This window comes from Streptomyces sp. T028, from assembly GCF_048159505.1.
GTDB lineage: Bacteria > Actinomycetota > Actinomycetes > Streptomycetales > Streptomycetaceae > Streptomyces.
This window is the reverse complement of record NZ_JBLRVZ010000037.1, coordinates 25,553-49,600: the sequence shown is the minus strand read 5'-3', so window position 1 is coordinate 49,600 and position 24,048 is coordinate 25,553. Positions and strand designations below refer to the sequence as shown.

The window sequence follows — 24,048 nt, the reverse complement described above, 5'->3', positions numbered from 1 at the left end:
TCAACGGTGTTCGGCGGCCGTCGGTGACGGGATGAGAGCGACCGACGGCACGGGCCGGCGCTTGGCGAGCGGAACGACCGGCGGGAGGTTCGTCTCGCCCAGCACGATCCGGCGTACGACCCGCTCGGCGGCGCGTCCGTCGTCGTACGGGCAGTACCGCTCACGGAACACGGCGCGCAGCCGTGTCGAGCGGGAGCCGCGCCAGTGGCCGGTGGCGAAGATGTCGATCAGCTCGTCCTCGCTGCGGGCCACCGCGCCCGGCGGGAGGGCGCGCAGGTCGAAGTAGACGCCGCGGGCCGCCCGGTACGCCGCCCAGTCCTCGTCGGGGGCGTGGACCACGATCGGCCGGTCCAGGTTGGCGTAGTCGAACATGATCGACGAGTAGTCCGTGACCAGGGCGTCCGAGGCCAGACAGAGCGACTCGACGCTGGGATGGTCGCCGACGTCGATGAGACCGGGCGTGCGCCGTGCGAGGAGGGCGCCCTGCCAGTAGTGCGCGCGGGCCAGCACCACGAAGCGCGGGCCCAGCCGGCGCAGCACACGCTCCAGGTCCAGGGCGGGGTGCTGGGTGCGCCGGTGGTCGCGATGGGTGGGCGCGTACAGGATCGCGACCGTGTCGCGCGGGATGCCGAGCGACTCGCGCAGCCGGGCCACGTCGGCCGCCGTCGCCCGCTGGAAGACGTCGTTGCGCGGATAGCCGTACTCCAGGGTCCGGTACCGGCCGGGGTAGACGCGCTCCCAGGTCAGGGTGGTGTGACGGTTGGCGGACAGTACGTAGTCCCACTTGTCGACGCCGCGCAGCAGCTCCTCGAAGTCCATGTCACGGGCGGCCGCCGGGCGCTCCTGGAGATCGAGGCCCATGTGCTTGAGCGGGGTGCCGTGCTGGGTCTGCACGAAGACCTGGCCCGGCCGCTTCACCAGGCGGCGGTCGAAGTTGACGTTGTTGACGAGGTACTTGGAGCGGGCCAGCGCCGTCCAATAGGCGGCCGTGCCGGGGGTGAGCGGGCGCGGGCCCGGCGGGATCGCCCGCTGGTGCTCGGGGCGGGCGATCCACGCCGTGCGCACCTCGGGCGCGAACGCGCGGAACGCCTCCTCCAGCGCGCCCGGGTTGCAGCCGTGCCCGCGCCCCCAGTACGCCCCGAACACCGCGCGGTCGGCGCACAGCGGCAGCCGCAACTGGACCCGGTAGTGCGCCTGGAGCACGGCGGCGCGCAGCGCGCGGGCCAGCTTCACCGCGAGCTTCACAGTGCGCCGGCGCAGGGTCATCGCCGCCTGGAGCGCCTGGTAGGTGCGGTGCAGGCCGAGGTGGACCAGGGCGTGGCGCAGCCGGGAGCGCAGCGGGACCCCGGCGCCCGGGGTGAGATAGCGGCGGTAGTGGGCGCGGGCCCGGCGCAGGAACTCGGCGCGGGCGGCGCGCGGCAGCCGGTCCCGTTTGGTGAAGATCGTCGTGAAGTGGTCGACCATGCGGCGGAACAGCACCGGCCGCCACCGGGCGAGCTCGGGCCGCTCCTCGACGAACGCGAAGACCCGGTCGTACTGCTCGAAGACGTCGAAGTGCCGGCGGCTGGTGGTGGACAGGATGTTGCCGCGGCGGCGCTGGCGGTAGTGCACACAGACCCGGTCGAGCGTCGCGATCGACTCCGCCGCCATCAGCGCCGGGTACGTCCACGGCGTGTCCTCGTAGTAGCCGGGTGGGAAGGCCAGGCCCGCGCGTTCGACGAACTCCCGTTTGCAGGCCTTGTTCCAGGCCACCATCAGCAGCCGGAACAGGCCCGGGCGGTCCTCCAGCCGGAACGGCGCCGGCCCTTCCTCGCTGAGCAGGGCCGCGACCTGGTTGCGCTCGGCCGCGCCGGTCCAGTAGGTGCGCGCGTAGTCGTAGACCAGGACGTCCGGCTCGCCGGTCTCCTTCAGCCGGTCGGCGATCGCGCGCAGCGCGTCCGGGGTGAGGGTGTCGTCGGAGTCCAGGAACAGCAGGTAGTCGCCGACCGCCACCCGCATACCGGCGTTGCGGGCCCGGCCCAGCCCGGCGTTCTCCGGCAGGTGCACCGCGCGCACCCGCGGATCGCGGACGGCGAACTCGTCGATGATCTCGCCGCAGGCGTCCGGCGAGCAGTCGTCGACGGCGATCAGTTCGAGATCGGTCCACGACTGGGACAGCACCGATTCGAGGCACTCGTGCAGATACGCCTGAACCTTGTACGCGGGGACGATGACACTGAACCTGGGCAACGGGCATCCATGGGTCGGCGCGGACAGGGCCTTGCCCGGGAACGGCCGATGGAGTGAATCGGTTACGGTTCATACGGCATTCGGGGGATTCCGGGTGAACGAAGGAGGGCGGGACCGTGACGTCCCGCCCCCTCCCGTCCGTTGTTCCCGGGCCTATTTGACGGCGCCCGCCATCACCCCGGACACGAACTGCCGCTGGAACGCGAAGAACACGGCCAGCGGGATCACCATCGAGATGAACGCGCCGGGCGCGAGCACGTCGATGTTGTTGCCGAACTGCCGTACCTGTGTCTGCAGGGCGACCGTGATCGGCTGGCTGTCGGCGTTGGTGAACACCAGCGCCACCAGCATGTCGTTCCACACCCACAGGAACTGGAAGATGGCCAGGCTCGCGATCGCCGGTCCGGCGAGCGGCATCACGACCCGGAAGAACAGGCGCAGTTCACCCGCCCCGTCCAGCCGGGCCGCCTCCAGCAGTTCGCGGGGGATCTCCGCGAAGAAGTTCCGCAGCAGGAACACCGCGAACGGCAGACCGAAGCCGACATGGAACAGGATCACCCCGAAGACCGACCCGAACAGGCCGATCTTGCCGAAGAGTTCGGCGATCGGGATCAGCGCCACCTGCACCGGCACCACCAACAGGCCCACGACGGCCAGGAACCACCAGTCGCGGCCCGGGAACTCCATCCACGCGAAGGCGTATCCGGCGAGCGCGCCGACGAAGACGACCAGGAGCGTCGCCGGGACGGTGATCAGGACCGTGTTGACGAGGGAGTCGGTGATGTCGCCGTTCTCCAGGAGCTTCCGGTAGCTGTCGAAGGTGAGTTGGGAGGGCTTGCTGAAGACCGTCCACCACCCGCTGGCGCTCAGGTCCTCGGGGGAGCGCAGCGAGGAGATCAGCAGACCGATCGTCGGCACCAGCCAGAACAGGCCGACGACGATGAGGAAGACCCGGACCAGACCGCTGTTGACCTTCTCGAGCAGCCACCTGCCCGCCGTCGTCATCGCCGCACCTCCCGCCTGAGCCTGCGTACGTTGAACCACATCACCGGGATCACCAGCAGCAGCAGGAACACCGCGATCGCGCTGGCGACGCCGGGCTGGTTCTCGGAGAAGCCCTTGCGGTACAGCTCCAGCGCCAGCACGTTCGCGTCGTCCTGCGAGGAGCCCGGGGCGATGATGAACACCAGGTCGAACACCTTCAGCACATTGATCATCAGGGTGACGGTGACGACCGCCAGGACGGGCGCGAGCAGCGGGACGGTGATCCGGCGGAACACCTGCCACTCGTTCGCCCCGTCGACGCGCGCCGCCTCCAGGAGCTCGCGCGGCACACCGGCGAGACCGGCCGCGATCAGCACCATCGCGAAACCGGCCCACATCCAGATGTACGACCCGATGATCGCCGGCGTGACCAGCGAAGGGCCCAGCCAGTCCAGGCCGTTGTACGGCTCCTTGAAGTTGCTCGCGGGCAGCCGCAGCCGGGCTCCGTCCGCGTCGGCGGGGAGCGTGAAGGTGCCGTCGTCGGCGGCTTCGGCGGACGCGACCACCTTGCCGTCCTTCACCGCCTCGATCCTCATCCCGGCATAGCCCAGCTCGGTGGGGTCGGGGGCGCCGAGCGTGCCGACGCCCTTGCCCCGGGTGAAGTCCTGCCAGGTGGTGCCGGTGATCTTTCCGGGGTCGGCTTCGGCCGGTACGGCCTTCTTGGCGTCGTCGGGCAGCTGGTCGGGCGCGACTCCGACCAGGGGCAGGGCAACCGTCTCGCCGGTGTGCACGGTCGCCCTGGTGAGGTAGCCGCCGTCGTCGGTTGTCAGGGGCGAGTCACGGCCCGGGTGGGCCTTCGGGAACGCGGACGCCTGGACGAACGTGTCGTGCACGCCCACCCACACCGCGTTCGCGACGCCCTTGTCCGGGTCCTGGTCGTACACCAGCCGGAAGATGATGCCGGCGGCGAGCATCGAGATCGCCATCGGCATGAAGACGACCAGCTTGAACGCCGTGCCCCAGCGCACCCGCTCGGTCAGCACCGCGAAGATCAGACCGAGGGCGGTCGCGACCGTCGGCGCGAACACCACCCAGATCACGTTGTTCTTCAGGGCCGCGCGGATGCCGTCGTCCGTGAAGAGGGCCTTGTAGTTGTCGACGCCGGCGAAACCGTCGCCGGACTGGTCGTAGAAACTGCGCACGACCGAGTACCCGATCGGGTAGACCACGAGCGCGCCGAGCAGCACCAGGGCGGGCAGCAGGAACAGCGCCGCCACGGTGATGCGGGTGCCGGTCACGCTCTTGCGCGGGCGGGGCGGGACGGGGGCTGCGGGCGCCCCCGCCGGCGCCGTGGCCGACTTCATCGGCGGGTCAGTTCCCGTACGCCGCCGCCGCGTCCGACTCCAGTTGCTTCTGGGTGCCGGCCACGTCCGTCGGGTTCTTCAGGAAGTCCTGCAGCGCCTTCCACTCGCCCTTGCCGGGTGTGCCGCCGAAGGCCTGCGGGGCCTGGTCGGACATGTCGAAGCGGAAGTCGTCGCCGGACGCGATCAGCGCCTTGGCGATCTTCTGCTGGACCTCGTTCGGATACGACGAGATGGCGACGTTTTTGTTCGGTGAGAGATAGCCGCCCAGCTTGGCCTGGATCGTCGCGGCGTCCGGCGAGGCCAGGAAGGTCGCCAGCGCCTGCGCGCCCTCGGAGTCCTTCAGGATGACCGCCGCGTCACCGCCCGAGACCACCGGCGCGGTGTCGCCGGCCTTCGGGAACGGGAACACCTTCGCGTCCGTGCCGACCTTCGCCTTGGTGTCCGCGATGTTGACCTGCACGAAGTCGCCCTCGTAGACCATGGCCGCCTTCGGCTGGTCGCCGCCGGTGAACGTCTGCGTCACCGACGCCGGGAACTCCGTCTGCAGGGCGCCGCTCGCACCGCCCGCGATCCAGTCCTGCTTGCCCCAGATCTGGGCCAGCGTGGTCAGCGCCTCCGTCACCGACGGATCCGTCCACTTGATCTCGTGCCGGGCGAGCTGGTCGTACTTCTCCGGGCCCGCCTGCGACAGATAGACGTTCTCGAACCAGTCGGTGAGCGTCCAGCCGTCCGCGCCGCCGATCGAGAACGGGGTGACGCCCGAGTCGTACACCGTCTGCGCCGTGTCCAGCAGCTCGTCCCACGTCGCGGGCTCCTTCGCGCCCGCGTTCTCGAAGACCTGCGCGTTGTACCAGATCAGCGACTTGTTGGCGGCCTTGTAGTAGACGCCGTACTGCTTGCCGTCGACCTTGCCGATGTCCTGCCAGCCCTGCGAGTAGTTCTTCTGCAGCTCCTTCAGGGCGTCCGCGCCCAGCGGCTTCGCCCAGCCCTGGTCCACGGCCTGCTTGATCGCACCGGGCTGCGGAAGCATCGCCACGTCCGGCGGCGAACCACCCGCGATCTTCGACCCCAGGAAGTTGATGATCGGGTCCTGCGCGGGCACGAAGGTCACCTTCGCGCCGGTGAGGTCCTCGAACTCCGCCAGGACCTTCTTGAAGTTCGCCTGCTCCGCGCCGGTCCATACGGCGGCCACCTCGAGCGTGGTGCCTTCCAGCTTGGGGAGGTTGAGACTGCTGCCGGTGTCCTCGGTGCCGGTGCCGCTCCCGTTGCCGCTGCTCTTCTCGTCGTCCCCGCCGCACGCCGTGAGCGAGAGCGCGAGGGCTCCCGCCGCGAGCGCGGCGGCCGTCTTCACGGTCCTGCGTGTCCGGATGGTGTTGCTCGTCCTGCGCATCACGACCCCGTTCATCGGATCTCGTCGAACGTCGAGCGCTGTCCCGTGAGCACGTGTCTACGCCGAGTGACGGAGGTCGGCAAGAGCGCCCGCGCTGTCAAGCGGGGGATCGTGACCGCGTCGTAACGGGTGGACGGCGTCGCGGTCGGCGTCCTGGGGCTGCCGCCCCCGGGCCCCGCTTCGGCCCTGAACGGGCCCCGTCCTCAGACGCCGGACGGGCTGAGTTGTCGTGAGGCTCGCTCCAATGCGCTGGCCAGCAGGGCCAGGTCCGTCGGGCCGTTGCCCAGTTCGCGGATGGGGCGGCGGGTGGGCGGGTCGCCCATGCGGTGCCATTCCAGGGGGACGACCGTGGGGCGCAGGGTGGCCGTGCGGGGGATGCGGCCCGTGACGCGACCGCCCTGGAAGGGCGTGAGGCGGCCGTCCGCGCCCTTGAGGCGGCCCCGGCCGGGGGACGGTTCGTCGGTGCCGGAACCCGGTGGGTCGAGGTTGATCCGAACGGTGGAACGGCGCGCCGGTTCCGACTCCGCCGTACGGGCGTCGGGAGCCGTCGCCGCCACCAGGTGCACGCCGAGCCGGTCGCCCTCGCGGGCCACCGCCTCCAGGGCGCGCATGACGGAGCCGGCGGCGGGGCGGCCGGGGGAACCGAGGGCCGGGGAGACGAGCGCGTCGAGATCGTCGACGACCACCACCAGCCGGGGGAGGGGTGCCGCCGGTGTCCCGGTCTGGCGGCGGGCGGCGGCGGAGGGGCGCAGACGGAGGGTGGAGCTGGGCGGGGTGTCGAGGTCGGCGGCGCCGGAGGCCGAGGGCGCCGGGGAGGCCGGGGCGCGCTGCGGGACGATCCGGCCGGAGACCTCGCGGTGCGTGTGCCACTCGGCGAAGTCGGAGAGACCGAGCAGCTCGGCCCGCCGTTTCAGCTCGGCGCTCAGCGACTGCGCGAACTCCCGCATCCGGACCGGGTCGTTGGCGGTCAGATGGCCGGTCACATGCGGAACGTCCGTACAGACGCGCAGGCCGTCGCCCTGGCCGCCGGTGCCCTTGCCGACGGTGTCGCGGCCGTCCAGCAGCAGCACGCTCAGCCGGTCCGGGCGCTCGGCGGCGGCCAGCGAGGCGACGACCGCCCGCAACAGCTCCGTACGGCCGCTGCCGGACGGGCCCTCGATCAGCAGATGGGGGCCCTCGGCGGCGAGGTCCACCGCGACCGGGCCGCGCGGGCCCGCGCCCAGCACGGCCCAGGCCCGCCCGCCGAGCGCCTCGGTGTCGTCGGCCGCGTCCGCCCAGCGGGCCATCAGGGACGCCGGGGTGGCCCTGGCCAGGCCCAGTTCGTCGAGGAGTCGCGCCGACGGGGGGAGCGGGGCCGACACGCGCGTGTGCCGTTCGCCGCCGCCGTCGGGGCGCAGGGGGGCCAGGGCACGCGCGAACCGCTCGGCCCAGGCGGCGGAGACCGCGTCCACGGCGGCGAGCGTGCCCTGGCCCACCGGACCGGACCGGCCGTCGCCCTCCGGCGCGACCCTGAACAGCCTGAGCGCCGTCGCCACGTCCCCGCTCAGCAGGGCGACCGCCCCGCACGCGCGGAACGCGGGCGCCGCCGCACAGGCCGCCTCGTACGCCCGCGTGACCGGGGCGGCCGGCGACACGGCGGACGTCTCGGCCAGGCACAGCACATGGATGCCGGCCCGGGGCCCCGCCACCGCCAGCCGTGTGACGGCCTCCCGCAGATCGGCGCCGCCCGGGTCGCCGTCCACGACGACCACCGTGTACGGGCCGGGGAAGCCCGCCCCGTCCTCGGCCCGCGCCCAGGTCGGGCGGTGCGCGGTGACGGGGGCCGGGGCGCTGCCGTCCTGCTGCCGGTCCGCCAGGCGGCGCAGCAGCTCGTCGGTGCGGGCCGCGGCCTGGTCGTGGTCGTAGGCGAGGAGAAGACGGCAGTCCTGGCCGTGGCCGGGACGCAGATGGGGCAGCCAGCCGAGCCAGGACCACTCCGCGGTGCGCTCCTGCTCGCCGCGCGACCGGTCCGTGCTGATCAGGACGATCTCCAGCGCGTCCGGCGAGTGCAGCGCGGCCAGCTGCGCCAGCACCGCGCGGGCCAGCCCCGCCAGCCGTGGGCGCGGCCCGGCCAGGCCCAGCGCCCCCGCCTCGCGCAGGCCCGCCGTCACCGGTACGGCGGGCAGCAGGCCCGAGCCGTCCGGCGCCGCCCGGTCCGCCGTGCCGAGCCGGACCGTCAGCGCCTCCGGGTGACCGGTGCCGCGCTCCCACAGCCGGGGTCCCGGGGCCAGGGCCGTCAGCAGCAGCGCCGCCGGGTCCGGCCAGGTCTCCGGCGCGGGCGCGGGGACGGCCGGGGAGTGCGCCTCGGCGCCCGGTACGTCGTCGTACGCGTCGGTGTCCGGGGCGTCCTGCGCGCCGCCGCGTCCGCCGGCCAGCCTCCGCGCCCACGCGGAGAGACCGCCGCGCTTGCGGATGCCGGGCGGGACGTCGGTGCCGCGCAGGGGGGTGCCTTTGCGGCGGGAGACGGAGGGCGGGTCCTCGTGGGGGTCGGTGGTGTGCGGACCCCTCGCGCCGTCATGAGGCTCGCCGTCGTGCGGCTCGCCGATGTACGGCTCGCTGTCGTACGGATCGGTGAAGGAGCCCAGGCCGGCGCGGCCGGCGTGGGTGTCGTGCGACGAGCCGGAAAGCGGCGCGGGGCGCGCCACGCCGGTGGCCCGGTCGCTCTCGATGTGCGGGGCGTTGCCCTGGCCGGGGACGAACGGGGGCTCGCCGGAGGGCGGGCCGGGGGGTGGGCCGGGGGTGTGGGCTCGCTCGGAGCGGGGGTCCGCGGAGCCCGTCCAGTCGACCGTGCCGTAGGCGTGGCCGGTTGGGCCGTGGGGCGGTGCGGGGGTGCCGGCCGACTCGGGGCCGTCGGTCCTCGCGCCCGGCACGCGTGCGTGGGCCGTTCCGGCGGCGGCTGCGGGGCCGCCCGGTTTCCCGGCGGGCGTCTCGCGCGCGTGGGGCGCACTGGTGGGACCGGTCCGGTCGGCGGTGGCCGCCTCGTGCGCGTGCCCGCCGCCCGTGCGGCCCCCGGGCGCCGCCGCCGAGGACGGCGCCGCGCTCTCCGTCGTATCGCCGCCGCACGGCACGCGTACGTGCCCCTCGCCGTCCGGGGTGGTGGCCACGCGGGCTCCCGGGCCGCCGGGGGGAGCGAGCCGCAGGGCCGACTCGCCGACCCTCAGCAGCGCGCCCGGGGCCAGCCGGACGGGGCGGGCCTGGACGCGGTCGCCGTCCAGCGTGGTGCCGTTGGTGGAGCCCAGGTCGGTGACCGTGGCGCGGCCGTCGGGGGAGAGGGTCACCGCGCAGTGCAGCCGGGAGACGTCCGGGTCGTCCAGCGGGACGTCGGCCTCGGCGGAGCGGCCCACGCGGACCTGACCGCCGTGCAGGAGATGCACACCGCCGGCGTCCGGGCCCGCGACCACGTGCAGCCGGGCCGGGGCGTCGTCGACCTCGGGATGCGGCTCGGGGTCGGCCGGGGTGCCCACGGCGAGGACCGCGCCGTCCGTCAGCGGCGGCTCGCCGAGCGTGCAGCGCCCGCTGTCGAGGCGCTCCGCGCCCGCGTACAGGACGACGGGCGCGCCGCTCGCGCTCTCCCCGGAGACGGCGGCGGCCAGGGCGGACGCGACCGCGGCCAGCGCCGTGCCGGCGGGCGCCGTGACCAGTACGTCGCGGCTCGCGGCGCGGCCCCGCGCGTCGGCGGGCGCGCCCAGCGGGTCTACGACGGTCAGCCGGATCTGCATCGCCGTCAGCGGTCCCTTCTGCCCGGGCGCGGACAACCCCCCACCCCACACGAGCACATCGGCCAGTACTGCAGGCATCCTCGCACCTGCCACTGACAATCCGCCCACCGCCCGTATGCAAGTGATCTTGATTGGTCGGCTCTGCCCGCAAAAGTGCCTGACCATTGCATCGCGGGCGATCGGACGACGATCAGTTGAGATCGGTCACGCCGGGCCGTGGCAACCGGGGGACCAGGGGGCGCGTCTTCCCTTCGAACGGGCAGGGAAGAAGGCACGTAACCGTGTACGCAGGGCCCATAGGAAGGGGACAGCCCGGTACCAGGACCACGGCACTACAGTGGGTCGGAACACAGGCAGAACAGGCAAGCAACAAGCAGCCAAGCAAGCAGCAGGGAGCGCGTGACGTGCGGCCAGTCGGCAGCAAGTACCTGCTCGAGGAGCCGCTCGGACGCGGCGCCACGGGCACCGTCTGGCGAGCCCGCCAGCGCGAGACCGCGGGCGCCGAGGCGGCCGTGCCCGGTCAGCCCGGAGAGACCGTCGCGATCAAGGTCCTCAAGGAGGAGCTCGCGAGCGACCCCGACGTCGTGATGCGGTTCCTGCGCGAGCGGTCCGTGTTGCTGCGCCTGACCCACCCGAACATCGTCCGGGTCCGTGACCTGGTCGTCGAGGGCGATCTGCTCGCGCTCGTCATGGACCTCGTCGACGGCCCCGACCTGCACCGCTACCTGCGCGAGAACGGGCCGCTGACGCCCGTCGCCGCCGCGCTGCTCACCGCCCAGGTCGCCGACGCGCTCGCCGCGAGCCACGCCGACGGCGTGGTCCACCGCGACCTGAAGCCGGCCAACGTCCTGCTGATGCAGGAGGGCGGCCAGATGCACCCGATGCTCACCGACTTCGGCATCGCCCGCCTCGCCGACTCCCCGGGCCTGACCCGCACCAGCGAGTTCGTCGGCACGCCCGCGTACGTGGCGCCCGAGTCGGCGGAAGGGCGCCCGCAGACCTCCGCGGTCGACATCTACGGCGCCGGCATCCTGCTGTACGAACTGGTCACCGGCCGTCCGCCGTTCTCCGGCGGCTCCGCGCTCGAAGTGCTCCACCAGCACCTCAGCGCCGAACCGCGCCGCCCCTCCACCGTCCCCGACCCGCTGTGGACGGTCATCGAGCGCTGCCTGAGCAAGACCCCCGAGGGCCGGCCCAGCGCCCAGAACCTCGCGCGCGGCCTGCGGATCGTCGCCGAGGGCATCGGGGTGCACGCCAACTCGATGCAGATCGCCGCCGCCGAGGGCGTCGTCCATCTCCTCGCCCCGGACCCGGCGCCCGCCCAGGTGCCGGGCGCGGGCGCGGGAGCGGGCGCCGGTGCGGGCGCGCACCAGGGGGCGTACGACCCGAACGCCGCGACCAGCGTGCTGCCGCACACCAGCGGCCCCGCCGGCGCCGCCGACCCCACCGCCGTACTGCCGCACGCGAGCGGCCCGGGCGGCGCCGCCGACCCGACGGCCGTCCTGCCGCCGGTGCCACAGCACCAGCCCGGACAGCACCAGCCCGGACAGCAGCAGCCCGAGCAGCCGCACCCCTGGCAGACCCAGCTGCGCGCGGCCCGCGACCGCAACGAGCAGACGCAGGTCCAGCAGTACCTCGACCCCGGCGAGGACCCGCTGCGCCGCCGCCCCCAGCGGCAGGTCGCCCGCCCGCAGCAGCCGCCGCAGCGCCCGCAGCAGCGGCCCCAGCAGGGCGGCGGGTACGGCTACCAGCAGCAGCCCCAGCAGCAGTACGCGCCGCCGCAGCCGCCCCCGCAGCAGCAGCCCCAGCGGTACGCCCCTGCCCCGGCTCCGCAGCCCCAGCCCCAGCGGCAGGCCCAGCGGCCCGCGCCCGAGCCGCGGCAGCCACGGGAGCCTCGTGAGCCGAGGCAGCGCAGCGCCAACCCGATGAAGATCCCCGGGCTCGGCTGCCTGAAGGGCTGCCTGTTCACGATCGTCATCTTCTTCGTGGCCGGCTGGCTCATCTGGGAGTTCAGCCCGCTCCAGGAGTGGATCGGGACGGGCCGCACCTGGTGGGGCGAGCTGACTCACCTGTTCAACCAGTTCACGAACTGGGTCGGTGAACTGGGCGGGGACTCGGGCGGTCCGGGCAAGCCCTGACCGCGACTCTGTGGACTTGTCGACATCTGGCGGGTGATTTCCGTCTCCGCGGTGAAGGTTGGCTCGTAGGACGCGTACTTTGTTCGGCAACACGCGTCTGTAGGAGCAGTCTTGGCACGGAAGATCGGCAGCCGGTACACCGCCCACCAGATCCTGGGACGGGGCAGCGCCGGCACGGTGTGGCTGGGCGAGGGACCCGAGGGGCCCGTCGCCATCAAGCTGCTGCGCGAGGACCTCGCCTCCGACGAGGAGCTCGTGGGCCGCTTCGTGCAGGAGCGCACGGCCCTGCTCGGGCTCGAACACCCGAACGTGGTCTCCGTACGGGACCTGGTGGTCGACGGCAACGACCTGGCGCTCGTCATGGACCTGGTCCGGGGCACCGATCTGCGCACCCGGCTCGACCGGGACCGCAGGCTCGCGCCCGAGGCCGCGGTGGCGATCGTCGCCGACGTCGCGGAGGGGCTGGCCGCGGCGCACGCCGCCGGGGTCGTGCACCGGGACGTCAAGCCGGAGAACATCCTGCTCGACATGCAGGGCCCGCTGGGCCCCGGTGGCTCGCACCGCGCGCTGCTGACCGACTTCGGTGTCGCGAAACTCATCGACACCCCGAAGCGGACCCGCGCCACGAAGATCATCGGCACGCCGGACTATCTCGCGCCGGAGATCGTGGAGGGCCTCCCGCCGCGGGCCTCCGTGGACATCTACGCCCTCGCGACCGTGCTGTACGAGCTGCTGGCCGGGTTCACGCCGTTCGGCGGGGGGCATCCGGGGGCCGTGCTGCGGCGCCATGTCACGGAGACGGTCGCCCCGCTTCCCGGCATCCCGGACGAGCTGTGGCAGCTGATCGTGCAGTGCCTGGCGAAGGGGCCGGCGTCACGGCTGCGGGCGTCCGAGGTGGCGGCGCGGCTGCGGGAGCAGCTGCCGACGCTGGCGGGGATGCCGCCGCTCGACGTGGACGAGCCGGACACGGAGCCGGTTGCGGAGGGCGGCGAGAGCGCCGACACGGATGCGCCCGCCCCGGCGGCGCCCTCCGGGCGGGTACGGCGGGGGTCGGTGCCGCTGGTGCCCGGCGCCAGGCCGGACTCCAACCGGGACACGCACACGTCGATGCGGGTGCCGGCGGCCGACGAGCTGGCGGGCGGGGCGCACGGGACGGCGCGGGTGCCGCGGGCGGCGGGGGCTCCCCGGCCGGGCTCCGCGCGGAACCGGGCGGTCACCCGGCGGCGCAGGATCACCCTGGGCGCGGCGGCGGTGGCCCTGGTCGCGGCGGTGGGAGTCGGAACCTGGGCGGCGACCGCGGGCGACGACGCGGGAGCGTCCCCCCAGGACACGGGAACCTCGGCCCCGTCGACGCCGTAGGGCCCCCTTGGCCGTGACCGGCGTCTGGCCGTGACCGGCGTCGGAGGGGAGCGGATGGCGGGTCCGTTACGCTGGAGGGCGTGGCAGTCGTCGATGTATCCGAAGAGCTCAAGTCCCTCTCCTCGACCATGGAGTCGATCGAGGCCGTTCTGGACCTCGACAAGCTGAGGGCAGACATCGCCGTGCTCGAGGAGCAGGCGGCCGCGCCGTCCCTGTGGGACAACCCGGACGAGGCGCAGAAGATCACCAGCAAGCTGAGTCACCTGCAGGCGGAGGTCCGCAAGGCCGACGCCCTGCGCGGGCGGATCGATGATCTCGCCGTGCTCTTCGAGATGGCCGAGGAGGAGGACGACCCGGACACCCGCGCCGAGGCCGAGTCCGAGCTCGCCGCCGTCCGCAAGGCACTGGACGAGATGGAGGTGCGGACGCTTCTCAGCGGGGAGTACGACTCCCGGGAGGCGCTCGTGAACATCCGCGCCGAGGCCGGTGGCGTCGACGCCGCGGACTTCGCGGAGAAGCTCCAGCGCATGTACCTGCGCTGGGCGGAGCAGAAGGGCTACAAGACCGAGCTCATCGAGACGTCGTACGCGGAAGAGGCCGGCATCAAGTCGACCACCTTCGCGGTGCAGGTGCCGTACGCCTACGGGACGCTCTCGGTCGAGCAGGGCACGCACCGGCTCGTGCGCATCTCGCCCTTCGACAACCAGGGGCGTCGGCAGACCTCCTTCGCCGGTGTCGAGGTGCTTCCCGTGGTCGAGCAGACCGACCACATCGAGATCGACGAGTCCGAGCTGCGGGTGGACGTCTACCGGTCGTCCGGGCCCGGCGGGCAGGGCGTGAACACCACGGACTCCGCGGTGCGGCTCACCCACCTCCCCACCGGCATCGTCGTCTCCTGCCAGAACGAGCGCTCGCAGATCCAGAACAAGGCGACCGCGATGAACGTTCTGCAGGCCAAGCTCCTCGAGCGGCGTCGGCAGGAGGAGCAGGCCAAGATGGACGCGCTGAAGGGCGACGGGGGCAACTCCTGGGGCAACCAGATGCGGTCCTACGTCCTGCACCCGTACCAGATGGTCAAGGACCTCCGCACCGAGTACGAGGTCGGCAACCCCGAGGCCGTCTTCAACGGTGAGCTCGACGGATTCCTGGAAGCCGGCATTCGCTGGCGCAAGCAGCAGGAGAAGTAGGTTTGTCGACAAGGCAACCGCCCCTGAATCAGGGGCGGTTGCCTTTTACGTCACATTCACAGCTCCAACGTGACGCAAAGACCCCCGACTTGGACATTGCGGCCGCAACGACCTTGACGCTGCTTTGAAAAATCGGGAGGGTGCAGTGTGGCATGCGTATCTTCGGGGCGCATGTGAACCGGGGGGTCTCAGCCAGTAGTTCAGCTACCCCTCGTCGATCACCGCCCCGAGCGCGCCCTCATCGACGATTCAGCTACTGGGGGTAGCAGTTTTATGACAAAGAAGACGCGGATCCGGGTCGCGCGCCTCGCCGCCAGCGCCGTGATCGCCGCGGGCGCCTCACTGACCGTGGCGGGCGTCGCCTCGGCCGTGGACGGCAACGAGGAGAACCTCGTCTCCACGGCCACCGAAGAACTCACCGTGACGGACAACGACCCGTGCGACGTCGTCGTCGACCCCAGCTGTGAGGACGATGGCACGTCCGACGGTGGTTCGGACTCGTCGTCGTCGTCCTCGGGTGACCAGAGCAACGGCGGGTCGGACTCGTCCTCGTCGTCGGGTGACCAGTCCAACGGCGGGTCGGATTCCTCCTCGTCGTCCTCGGGTGACCAGAGCAACGGCGGGTCGGACTCGTCCTCGTCGTCGTCGGGTGACCAGTCCAACGGCGGGTCGGATTCCTCCTCGTCCTCGTCGTCCTCGGGTGACCAGTCCAACGGCGGGTCGGACTCGTCCTCGTCCTCGTCGTCCTCCGGCGACCAGTCCAACGGCGGCTCCAGCAATAGCGGCGGTTCGAGCAGTAATGGCTCGAGCAGCAGCACCGGCGGCTCCAGCTCCACCGGCGGCTCCTCCAGCACCGGTGGTTCCTCCACCGACGGTGGCAGCTCCTCCACCACCAGCGGTGGCACCGACACCGACGGCACCTCCACGCAGGAGGAGGGCACCTCCGCCCTGACCGACACCTCGGACACGTCCTCCGACACCACCGCCCAGGGCGGCGGCGGGGAGCTCGCCGAGACCGGTGCGGGTCAGACCACCTTCCTGATCATCGGCGCCGCCACCATGATCGCCGGCGGTGTCGCGTTCCGCGTGCTGCCGCGTCTCGTCGCGGGCCGCGGCGGGGCCGCCGCCTGACGGCAGTCGCACCTGTGCGTGACGTGAGGTGACGTGACGTACGCGCGAAGGGGCCCGGAGCTCAGCTGAGCTCCGGGCCCCTTCGACGTCGTAGAGCCAGTCGGTCGACGGCCTACGCGGTCTGGTGGGCCAGCAGTGCCACCGCCGCCACCAGGACCGCCAGCAGCGCGATCAGCGCCATGGGGTTCAGCCCCGCGAAGAAGTTCTCCTGCTGCAGCCGCTCGCGGTTCGCACGGCACACGGGGCACCGGCCCTCGCTCACGGGCGCCGCGCAGTTAGCGCACACCAGCCGGTCGTACGTCATGCGCTCGCCCTCCTTGCACCGGTTCCACGTACGTCAACGCTCACGAAACCGAGAACGTTCCCTCTCCACTGTGCCAGGTTCCCGGCAGGGTCGCGCGGCCCTGCCGGGAAGGGGGCCCGGCAAACTCCGCGGCAAAGTCCCGCACAAAAACGCACAAGCCTGCCGTAACCCCTCCCGGCGCCTGCGCTCGCGCGCCCGGTTCGCGTATGGTCACGCTCATCTACCCCCGGCGACCCGTGGTGCACCCGTGATCCGATTCGACAACGTCTCCAAGGTCTACCCCAAGCAGACCCACCCCGCACTCAGGGATGTCTCCCTGGAAGTGGAGAAGGGCGAGTTCGTCTTCCTCGTGGGGTCCTCCGGCTCCGGAAAGTCCACCTTCCTGCGGCTGATCCTCCGCGAGGAGCGGTGCAGCCACGGCCAGGTGCACGTTCTCGGCAAGGACCTCGCACGGCTCTCCAACTGGAAGGTGCCGCAGATGCGCCGCCAGCTGGGGACCGTCTTCCAGGACTTCCGGCTGCTGCCGAACAAGACGGTGGCGGAGAACGTCGCCTTCGCGCAGGAGGTCATCGGCAAGTCCAAGGGCGAGATCCGCAAGTCCGTGCCGCAGGTGCTCGACCTGGTCGGGCTCGGCGGCAAGGAGGATCGCAGGCCCGGTGAGCTCTCCGGCGGTGAGCAGCAGCGCGTCGCCATCGCGCGGGCCTTCGTCAACCGGCCCAAGCTGCTGATCGCCGACGAGCCGACCGGCAACCTCGACCCGCAGACCTCCGTCGGCATCATGAAGCTGCTCGACCGGATCAACCGGACCGGCACGACCGTCGTGATGGCCACGCACGACCAGAACATCGTGGACCAGATGCGCAAGCGCGTCATCGAGCTGGAGAAGGGCCGCCTCGTCCGTGACCAGGCGCGCGGCGTCTACGGCTACCAGCACTGACCGCCCCCGCAGACGCTCCCGGAAAGGCCTCAAGTACACGCCATGCGTGCCCAGTTCGTACTCTCCGAGATCGGCGTCGGTCTCCGTCGCAACCTGACGATGACCTTCGCCGTCATCGTGTCCGTGGCCCTGTCGCTCGCCCTGTTCGGCGGGTCGCTGCTCATGAGCGACCAGGTCAGCACCATGAAGGGCTACTGGTACGACAAGGTCAACGTCTCGATCTTCCTCTGCAACAAGAGCGACGCCGAGTCCGACCCCAACTGCGCCAAGGGCGCGGTGACCGAGGACCAGAAGAAGCAGATCAAGACCGACCTCGGCAAGATGTCGGTGGTCCAGACGGTGTCGTACGAGTCGCAGGACGACGCGTACAAGCACTACAAGGAGCAGTTCGGCGACTCGCCGCTGGCCGCCTCGCTCACCCCGGACCAGATGCAGGAGTCGTACCGCATCAAGCTGAAGGACCCGGAGAAGTACCAGGTCATCGCGACCGCCTTCGACGGGCGGGACGGTGTGCAGTCGGTGCAGGACCAGAAGGGCATCCTGGACAACCTCTTCGGGCTGCTCAACGGCATGAACTGGGCCGCGCGCGCGGTGATGGCGCTGATGCTGGTGGTCGCGCTGATGCTGATCGTCAACACGGTGCGGGTCTCGGCGTTCAGCCGCCGGCGGGAGACCGGGATCATGCGCCTCGTCGGCGCCTCCGGCTTCTACATCCAGGCCCCGTTCATCGCGGAGGCCGCGGTCGCCGGACTCATCGGCGGCACGGTCGCCTGCGGCTTCCTCGTGATCGCCCGGTACTTCATCATCGACCACGGGCTGGCCCTGTCCGAGAAGCTGAACCTGATCAACTTCATCGGCTGGGACGCGGTCCTGACGAAGCTTCCGCTGATCCTCGCCACGAGCCTGCTGATGCCGGCGCTGGCGGCGTTCTTCGCGCTGCGCAAGTACCTGAAGGTGTGACGCACGCCCCGCGAGCCGTACGGTCAAGCGACCGTACGGCTCTTCGCGTTCCCCTAGACTCACCGCCATGTCAGGCCGTGACCTGTTCTGTCAGCCCCGCCGTTTCGGCCGCGGGGCCGCCCTGACATTGGTGTTCACGAGCGTGCTCGTCGCCGGTGCGGCGACCGGGGCGCTGCCCGGTGACGGCCGGCGGACCGCGTCCGGCGAGACGCGCGAGGCGCCCGCCAGGCACGCGGAGGACGTGACACGCGCGGCCGAGGAGGCCGCCGCGGTCGGCAAGTCCCCCTTGGAGGCGGCGGAGCGCGCGGTGAGCCGCAGCGGGGACCGCTGGGCCGCCGTCTACTCCGCGGGCGAGTACGAGGAGTTCGAGGAGTCCCTCGACGGCCGCTACACGGGCGTCGGCCTGTGGGCGCGGCGTGACGCGGACGGGCGGATCGAGGTCACCGAGGTGCGGCCCGGATCGCCCGCGGCCGGCGCCGGGATCCGCGCCGGCGACCGGCTGCGCAGTGTCGACGGACACGGGGTCGACGGCCGCCCGGTCACCGAGGTCGTCTCCTTACTGCGCGGTGACGCCACGGACGCGGCCGCCGGTACGACCGTCACGCTCGGCCTGCAACGCGGTACGCGCGCGTGGAGCGAGACCCTGCGCCGGGCCCTGCTGTCCACGGACTCCGTCACCGTCCGCCGGGTCTCCGGGGGCGTCACCGTCATCAGGATCTCCGCGTTCACCAAGGGCGTCGGCGACGCCGTCCGCTCCGCCGTCCGCGCGGCCCCGCCCGGCGCCGGGATCGTCCTGGACCTGCGCGGCAACTCCGGCGGGCTGGTCGCCGAGGCCACCGCCACCGCCTCCGCCTTCCTCGACGGCGGCCTGGTCGCCACGTACGACGTCGACGGCGACCAGCGCGCCCTGCACGCCGAACCCGGCGGCGACACCGACCGCCCCCTCGTCGCCCTCGTCGACGGCGGCACCATGAGCGCGGCCGAGCTGCTCACCGGCGCCCTTCAGGACCGGGGTCGCGCGGTCGTCGTCGGTGCGCGCACCTTCGGCAAGGGCTCGGTGCAGATGCCGAGCGAGCTGCCCGACGGCTCCGTCGCCGAGCTCACCGTCGGCCACTACCGCACCCCCTCCGGCCGCACGGTCGACGGCACGGGCATCACCCCCGACCTGGAGGTCACCGAGGGCGCGCTGGAACGGGCCGAGACCGTGCTCAGCGGCCTCGGGGACCCGTCCTGAGCGTCTCGCGGGCTGTTTGCGGACCTGTTTGCGGACCGCGCGTAATCGGCTTTCCCTCCGACCCCCTCCAGGTGCGAAAATGGCGGGACTATGAGCAAGGGAATGTACGTACCGAAGGAGTCCCAGCCCAAGCAGGGCGGGGCGGCCGCCAAGGCCAAGGACGGCGAGAAGGGCGGCAAGCGCAAGATCGTCGCCCAGAACAAGAAGGCCCGCCACGACTACGCGATCATCGACACCTACGAGGCCGGGCTCGTGCTCACCGGCACCGAGGTGAAGTCGCTGCGTCAGGGGCGGACCTCGCTGGCCGACGGGTTCGTCCAGATCGACGCCGGTGAGGCGTGGCTGTACAACGCCCACATCCCCGAGTACAGCCAGGGCAGCTGGACCAACCACTCCGCGCGCCGCAAGCGCAAGCTGCTGCTGCACCGCGAGGAGATCGACAAGCTGGCGGTCAAGGCGGAGGAGACGGGTCACACGATCGTGCCGCTCGCCCTGTACTTCAAGGACGGCCGGGCGAAGGCCGAGATCGCCCTCGCGCGCGGCAAGAAGGAGTACGACAAGCGGCAGACCCTGCGCGAGCAGCAGGACCGCCGGGAGACGGACCGGGCGATCGCGGCGGCGAAGCGGCGACAGCGGGGCGTCTGACCCCGGGCGGAATACGGTGGCATCCGCGTGCGTTGGTCACGTACGATGGCATCGCACCCCACAGAGGGTGCAACCCCCTCTCCGGAGGGTTTGAAAAATCAACATGGGGATGATCGGTTTCGACAGCGGCTGTCGAAGCAGGTGAAGCGTGTCGAGAAAGCGGCCATGATCTCGTAAACCACAGGCCGAAAAAAATAATCGCCAATTCCAAGAGCGATTCTCCCGAGCTCTACGCTCTCGCTGCCTGATCAGGTAGTGATCGTTTAGCTCCTTCATGGGAGTGTCAGCCCGGGCTCGTTCCCGACCCGGTTCCTGGCATCAGCTAGGGGACTAAACCTTGATCCCGGTCACGGGGTGAAGAGGGAAACCAAACAGTGACTGGGCCCGTCGGCGACTTGTTCGCGTGATCGCCGGGGCCGAGAAAATCACAGCGAACTGCACACGGAGAAGCCCTGGTTCCGCACCGTTGGACGCGGGTTCGATTCCCGCCATCTCCACTCATCCCATGTAGCAGCGGCGTCTTCGGTCACGAGGACGCCGCTTCGCTGTTTACGGGACCCCGAGCCGCACCGGAGGGGTTCGGCGTCGGCGGCGGGTCGGCTGGGTCCTGCGTAGGGTGATTCTCTCTTGACGCAAGGTGATGGTGAGGTTTGAATGTGATCACTTATTGAAGCTCTTGTGACGCCGGGGGGCGGGTTCAGTGCAAGCAGGGCGCGGGAGTAGAGAGCAAGATGTCATGGGCATGGCCGGCTTGGCGATCCTGGAGCTGCGGCAGCAGCGTTCGCCGTACTGCTGACGATGCTGGTATCGCCTGTACAGCAGGCGTCCGCCTCTCCGGCGGAGCCGGATTCGGCGCTCACCACGTCCGAGGGACAGCGGGCGCTGGCTGAGGCTCGTGAGTCCGGTCAGCGTGTGGAGGTGATCGGGGAGCGCACGGATCGGACCACGATCTACGCCAACCCTGACGGCTTCACTTTCACGCTTCAGGAGTCGGTCGTCCCTGTACGGGTGGCCAAGCCGGGCGGTGGTTGGCAGGCACCCGACGCCACCCTGGAAAGGCGCTCCGACGGCTCGGTGGGGCCGAAAGCCGCGGCCGTGTCGATTGCCTTCTCCGGGGGTGGTGACGAGGAGCCCCTGGCCCGGATCGAGGATCAGGGCCGTTCGCTGGAGCTTGAGTGGCCAGGCAAGCTTCCGGCGCCGCAGTTGGACGGCACCAGTGCCGTGTATGCCGAGGTGCTGCCGGGTGTCGACCTGCAGGTGACCGCGACGCCCGAGAGCTTCCAGCCGGTGTTCGTGGTGAAGACGCCCGAGGCCGCGGCGAACGACGACCTGAAGAAGCTCACCTTCGGTCTCAAGTCCCAGGGGCTGGATGTCCGGGAGGGGGCGGCCGGCAATCTCGCGGCTGTTGACGGCAGCGGCCGTACTGTGTTCAAGGCGCCGCCCGCGCGGATGTGGGACTCGGCGGGCGAAACGTCCGGCACAAAGGCGCAGTTGATGCGCGCACAGGCGCTCACCGAGGAGGCCGTCGAGTCCTCCGACCCGGCCGAGGTCGCTCCGTCCGGTTCGGGGCTGGAGCCCGGCCAGGGTGACAAGGTGGCGAAGATGGACGTCGCGGTCACCAAGGACTCGCTGTCGGTTGTCCCGGATACAGCGATGCTCACGAAAAGCGACACCTCCGACTTCCCGCTCTTCATCGACCCGAGGGTCTCCTGGGGCGAGTCGGAGCGCACTTTGCTGCGCAGTGATGGCTACGAGTCCTACGGCTGGGACAACGGCGACGACGACCAGGGCAAGGGTGCGGGCAAGTGCGGTAGCTGGAATGGCTATTACTGCGGTCCGGGATACGTGCAGAAGCTGTACTTCGAGTTCTCCCCGGCCAGTCTGAAGGGCAAGAAAGTCCTGGACGCCACGTTCCGGGTGACTGAGCCATGGGCGTTCCAGTGTGACCCGCGCACGGTGGATCTCGTCCGCACGAACAACATCTCGTCCGCCACGACCTGGTCCTCGCGGCCGACGGAACTGGACCTGATGGTGGACGTGAGCGTCTCGGCCGGTCGTGGCTCGCTGTGCGACCCCGACTCACCCGACGCGCCCATTGAGTTCAATGACAGCGCGACGGAGACGAACGAGAACCTCACCTCCACGGTCTCGAACTTCGCGGCGGGCAAGTTCTCCCGTCTCACGCTGGAGGTCAAGGCGCACGACGAGACGGACACCGCGTCGTGGAAGCGGTTCAAGAACGACGCCACGCTGGATGTGAAGTTCGTGGCGGTGCCCGCCGTCCCGACCGAGGTCGGACTGGTCACCGGCACCGGCTACGCGTGCTCCACCCGCTCCACCGACCCGTCCGTGGTGTCCGACCCCACTCCTCTCGTGCAAGGGCGGCCGCGCACCGCGTCCGGCGGCGAGTCGTACGCCCACCTGCGTATCCGCTGGAGGGTCGACAAGTACGACGGAACGACCTGGGCACTTGCCACTACCGACATCGACGGCCCCACTTCCGGCTACGTCGGGAACCTGGATCTGCGGTCCCGTAGCTTGGCCACCCTCTCGGAGGGGGTGTTGTACCGCGTGAAGGCGCTGACTCTCTCCTATGACGAAGCGGGCGAGAACCGCCTGAACACTGGCTACACGACGCCCTGTTATTTCAAGGTCGACCCGACGGCGCCGAAGGCGCCGCAGGTGACCTTCGGATCCACTTACACGGAGTGCACGACCAACGACTGCGTGGCCCGCGGCGGACCGGGAGAGGAGGGCACCCTCACGTTCGCACCGGCGGCGGAGGACACGAACATCGTCGCCTACCAGTACAAGCTGTCCTTGGAGGACGAGTGGTCGGCAGATCTGTCCGACTCGCCGCCGACGGTCAAGATCACACCTGATCACGCGGGTACGTACCGCCTGTATGTGCGGGCGAAGGACGAAGTCGGACGCTACGGCGCGGAGTCCGTGGTCGATTTCCTCGTCGCCGCGGGCAGTGACCCGGTGGGTCGATGGCACTTCGACGAGGCGAGCGGCGCCGCAGTGGACTCCGCGACCGAGGAGGGGGCCGACGATGCCACGCTGTCCGCGGGCGCCACGCGCGATGACCGCGGTCGCCGCGGACTGATCACCCATGACGCGTCCGGCGTGCAGCTGGAAAACCCGGTCACGGACAAGGGCATGTCGCTGAATGGCACCAACGGCTACGCGGCGACCAGTGGGCCGGTGCTGGAGACTCGGTCGGCCTTCACTCTCTCAGCGTGGGTACGGTTGGAGCGCGGTGATCGCGATGCGGCGGTGCTCTCCACGAAGGACAGCATCAGCAGTCCGTTCCTCCTGGAATACGAGGCCAACAAGAAGACCTGGGCTTTCGCTATCCGTCAGCCGGGCCAGACCGACTTGTACTCAGGCCAGTACGCGGCCTACCCGGCGCAGATCGGCGTATGGACACACCTTGCCGCTACCTACGATCCGGCAACCGGCAAGCTCATGCTCTATGTGGACGGTCGTATGCAGTATCAGGGGCAGACCGTGCAGGGTTCGTACGAGTCGACCGCGCCGTTGAATTTCGGTCTGCACCAATTCAGCACAGGCCGCGGGTACTACTTCCAGGGCTCGATCGACGAGGTCGCCGTCTGGCAGCGCGCGCTGGGCGCGAAGGAGATCAGGGACGAGGCCCAGCTGCTGACCTCCGAGGGGTACGCGGGCGCCGAGCTGGTTGCGGACTGGTCAGCCGATCAGGGCAGTGGCACCACCATCACGGATACCACCTCCGGCTACGGCAAGACCCTGACCCTGTCCGGCGGTGCATCGCTCGACGGGGAGTCGATCGTCCTGGATGGCACGGCCGGCGCGGCGAGTGCGCCGGGGCCGTTGGTGTACGAGCACGGCGCGTTCACCGTGACCACCCTGGTGCAGCTGGACGGATCGAAACTCGCCGCCAAGGACATCGGTTACACCGGCCAGGTCCTCGGTCAGCAGACTGTGGACGGCTCGTCCTGGGGCTTCTGGTACCAGCTGACAGGCAAAGAGACCGTATGGAACGAGGAGGCCCTGGAGGAGCAGACCGTGCTGGCCGGAACCTGGCACTTCGGGCGTCTGAACAACCAAGGCGCCTTCGAGTCGGTGGTCTCCGACGCGGTCGCCGACGTGGACAGCCCCGTTCGGCTCACCGGCATCTACGACCCGCTGACCGGGACCATCAGTCTCTACGTGGGCCACAACCAGAACGGCGACGACAAGGCTTACACCGTCCAGCTCGGCTCCGACGACTTCACCGTTGGCAAGGGCTTCACCAACAGCACCTGGCAGCACTATCTGCCGGCCCGGGTCAACGAGATCCGGGTCTGGGCCGGCGCGATGGCCAGCAGCGCACAGATCGACGAGGCCGTGGGCGACTGACGGGCAGTGGTGAGGACAGCCTTGGACGTGGCTGTCCTCATCCCT

General features: G+C 70.9%; 15 protein-coding genes and 1 other RNA gene. 10 read left to right on the top strand and 6 right to left on the bottom strand.

All coding sequences use genetic code 11. The features are described 5' to 3' along the window. The 5 genes from ACLZN2_RS33105 to ACLZN2_RS33085 form a co-directional block, all read right to left on the bottom strand. Positions 1–2,229 carry a bifunctional glycosyltransferase/CDP-glycerol:glycerophosphate glycerophosphotransferase gene (locus ACLZN2_RS33105; RefSeq protein WP_416983089.1) on the bottom strand — a complete coding sequence of 743 codons (2,229 nt, stop codon included), beginning with the start codon at positions 2,227–2,229 and terminating at the stop codon, positions 1–3. Between the two features lie 153 nt (positions 2,230–2,382). Next, positions 2,383–3,234 carry a carbohydrate ABC transporter permease gene (locus ACLZN2_RS33100; protein WP_416983088.1) on the bottom strand — a complete coding sequence of 284 codons (852 nt, stop codon included), beginning with the start codon at positions 3,232–3,234 and terminating at the stop codon, positions 2,383–2,385. Next, the gene (locus ACLZN2_RS33095) at positions 3,231–4,577 is read right to left on the bottom strand and encodes a carbohydrate ABC transporter permease (RefSeq protein WP_416983087.1); all 1,347 of its coding nucleotides are present in this window, start codon (positions 4,575–4,577) and stop codon (positions 3,231–3,233) included. The genes ACLZN2_RS33100 and ACLZN2_RS33095 overlap by 4 nt, the downstream gene beginning before the upstream one ends. A 7-nt stretch (positions 4,578–4,584) precedes the next feature. Continuing rightward, on the bottom strand, positions 4,585–5,967 hold the full coding sequence (locus ACLZN2_RS33090; protein WP_416983122.1) for an ABC transporter substrate-binding protein: 1,383 nt from the start codon (positions 5,965–5,967) through the stop codon (positions 4,585–4,587). Positions 5,968–6,170: 203 nt separating this feature from the next. Continuing rightward, the gene (locus ACLZN2_RS33085) at positions 6,171–9,725 is read right to left on the bottom strand and encodes an FHA domain-containing protein (RefSeq protein ID WP_416983121.1); all 3,555 of its coding nucleotides are present in this window, start codon (positions 9,723–9,725) and stop codon (positions 6,171–6,173) included. A 404-nt stretch (positions 9,726–10,129) separates the two neighbouring features. Here ACLZN2_RS33085 and ACLZN2_RS33080 point away from each other — a divergent pair, with 404 nt between their 5' ends. The 4 genes from ACLZN2_RS33080 to ACLZN2_RS33065 all read left to right on the top strand — a co-directional run bounded on the left by ACLZN2_RS33080 (position 10,130) and on the right by ACLZN2_RS33065 (position 15,540). After that, complete coding sequence (locus ACLZN2_RS33080) at positions 10,130–11,863, top strand: serine/threonine-protein kinase (RefSeq protein WP_416983086.1); 1,734 nt, start codon at positions 10,130–10,132, stop codon at positions 11,861–11,863. 111 nt (positions 11,864–11,974) lie between these two features. Beyond that, positions 11,975–13,222, top strand: a complete 1,248-nt coding sequence (locus ACLZN2_RS33075; RefSeq protein WP_416983085.1) for a serine/threonine-protein kinase — start codon at positions 11,975–11,977, stop codon at positions 13,220–13,222. Positions 13,223–13,302: 80 nt separating this feature from the next. Next, positions 13,303–14,409 carry a peptide chain release factor 2 gene (gene prfB, locus ACLZN2_RS33070; RefSeq protein WP_416983084.1) on the top strand — a complete coding sequence of 369 codons (1,107 nt, stop codon included), beginning with the start codon at positions 13,303–13,305 and terminating at the stop codon, positions 14,407–14,409. A gap of 273 nt (positions 14,410–14,682) precedes the next feature. Continuing rightward, the gene (locus ACLZN2_RS33065) at positions 14,683–15,540 is read left to right on the top strand and encodes a hypothetical protein (RefSeq protein WP_416983083.1); all 858 of its coding nucleotides are present in this window, start codon (positions 14,683–14,685) and stop codon (positions 15,538–15,540) included. A 112-nt stretch (positions 15,541–15,652) separates the two neighbouring features. Here the strand turns inward: ACLZN2_RS33065 and ACLZN2_RS33060 are convergent, their stop codons facing one another. Next, positions 15,653–15,844 carry a hypothetical protein gene (locus ACLZN2_RS33060; protein ID WP_055639109.1) on the bottom strand — a complete coding sequence of 64 codons (192 nt, stop codon included), beginning with the start codon at positions 15,842–15,844 and terminating at the stop codon, positions 15,653–15,655. Between the two features lie 247 nt (positions 15,845–16,091). Between ACLZN2_RS33060 and ftsE the strand changes: the two genes are divergently transcribed. The 6 genes from ftsE (at position 16,092) to ACLZN2_RS33030 (ending at position 24,003) form a co-directional block, all read left to right on the top strand. Continuing rightward, entirely contained in the window at positions 16,092–16,781 is a 690-nt protein-coding gene (gene ftsE / locus ACLZN2_RS33055; protein ID WP_059203505.1) for a cell division ATP-binding protein FtsE, read from the top strand. 42 nt (positions 16,782–16,823) lie between these two features. After that, positions 16,824–17,741 (top strand): permease-like cell division protein FtsX, encoded by a 918-nt coding sequence (gene ftsX, locus ACLZN2_RS33050; protein ID WP_416983082.1) that lies wholly within the window; start codon positions 16,824–16,826, stop codon positions 17,739–17,741. 67 nt (positions 17,742–17,808) lie between these two features. Next, complete coding sequence (locus ACLZN2_RS33045) at positions 17,809–18,975, top strand: S41 family peptidase (protein ID WP_416983081.1); 1,167 nt, start codon at positions 17,809–17,811, stop codon at positions 18,973–18,975. A 102-nt stretch (positions 18,976–19,077) separates the two neighbouring features. Next, a complete protein-coding gene (gene smpB, locus ACLZN2_RS33040) occupies positions 19,078–19,620 on the top strand; it encodes an SsrA-binding protein SmpB (RefSeq protein WP_416983120.1) in 543 nt (180 codons plus the stop codon). A gap of 105 nt (positions 19,621–19,725) precedes the next feature. Further along, positions 19,726–20,120, top strand: a transfer-messenger RNA (tmRNA) gene (ssrA, locus tag ACLZN2_RS33035). A 298-nt stretch (positions 20,121–20,418) separates the two neighbouring features. Further along, positions 20,419–24,003, top strand: a complete 3,585-nt coding sequence (locus ACLZN2_RS33030) for a LamG domain-containing protein (RefSeq protein ID WP_416983080.1) — start codon at positions 20,419–20,421, stop codon at positions 24,001–24,003. The last annotated feature ends 45 nt before the right edge of the window (positions 24,004–24,048 follow it).

Bases quoted from the DNA above. Each gene is read 5' to 3' on its own strand.
- ACLZN2_RS33100 (WP_416983088.1), bottom strand. From the start codon at position 3,234: ATGACGACGGCGGGCAGGTGGCTGCTCGAGAAGGTCAACAGCGGTCTG.
- ACLZN2_RS33095 (WP_416983087.1), bottom strand. From the start codon at position 4,577: ATGAAGTCGGCCACGGCGCCGGCGGGGGCGCCCGCAGCCCCCGTCCCG.
- ACLZN2_RS33090 (WP_416983122.1), bottom strand. From the start codon at position 5,967: ATGCGCAGGACGAGCAACACCATCCGGACACGCAGGACCGTGAAGACG.
- ACLZN2_RS33085 (WP_416983121.1), bottom strand. From the start codon at position 9,725: ATGCAGATCCGGCTGACCGTCGTAGACCCGCTGGGCGCGCCCGCCGAC.
- ACLZN2_RS33065 (WP_416983083.1), top strand. From the start codon at position 14,683: ATGACAAAGAAGACGCGGATCCGGGTCGCGCGCCTCGCCGCCAGCGCC.
- ACLZN2_RS33060 (WP_055639109.1), bottom strand. From the start codon at position 15,844: ATGACGTACGACCGGCTGGTGTGCGCTAACTGCGCGGCGCCCGTGAGC.
- ftsX (WP_416983082.1), top strand. From the start codon at position 16,824: ATGCGTGCCCAGTTCGTACTCTCCGAGATCGGCGTCGGTCTCCGTCGC.
- ACLZN2_RS33045 (WP_416983081.1), top strand. From the start codon at position 17,809: ATGTCAGGCCGTGACCTGTTCTGTCAGCCCCGCCGTTTCGGCCGCGGG.
- smpB (WP_416983120.1), top strand. From the start codon at position 19,078: ATGTACGTACCGAAGGAGTCCCAGCCCAAGCAGGGCGGGGCGGCCGCC.
- ACLZN2_RS33030 (WP_416983080.1), top strand. From the start codon at position 20,419: ATGCTGGTATCGCCTGTACAGCAGGCGTCCGCCTCTCCGGCGGAGCCG.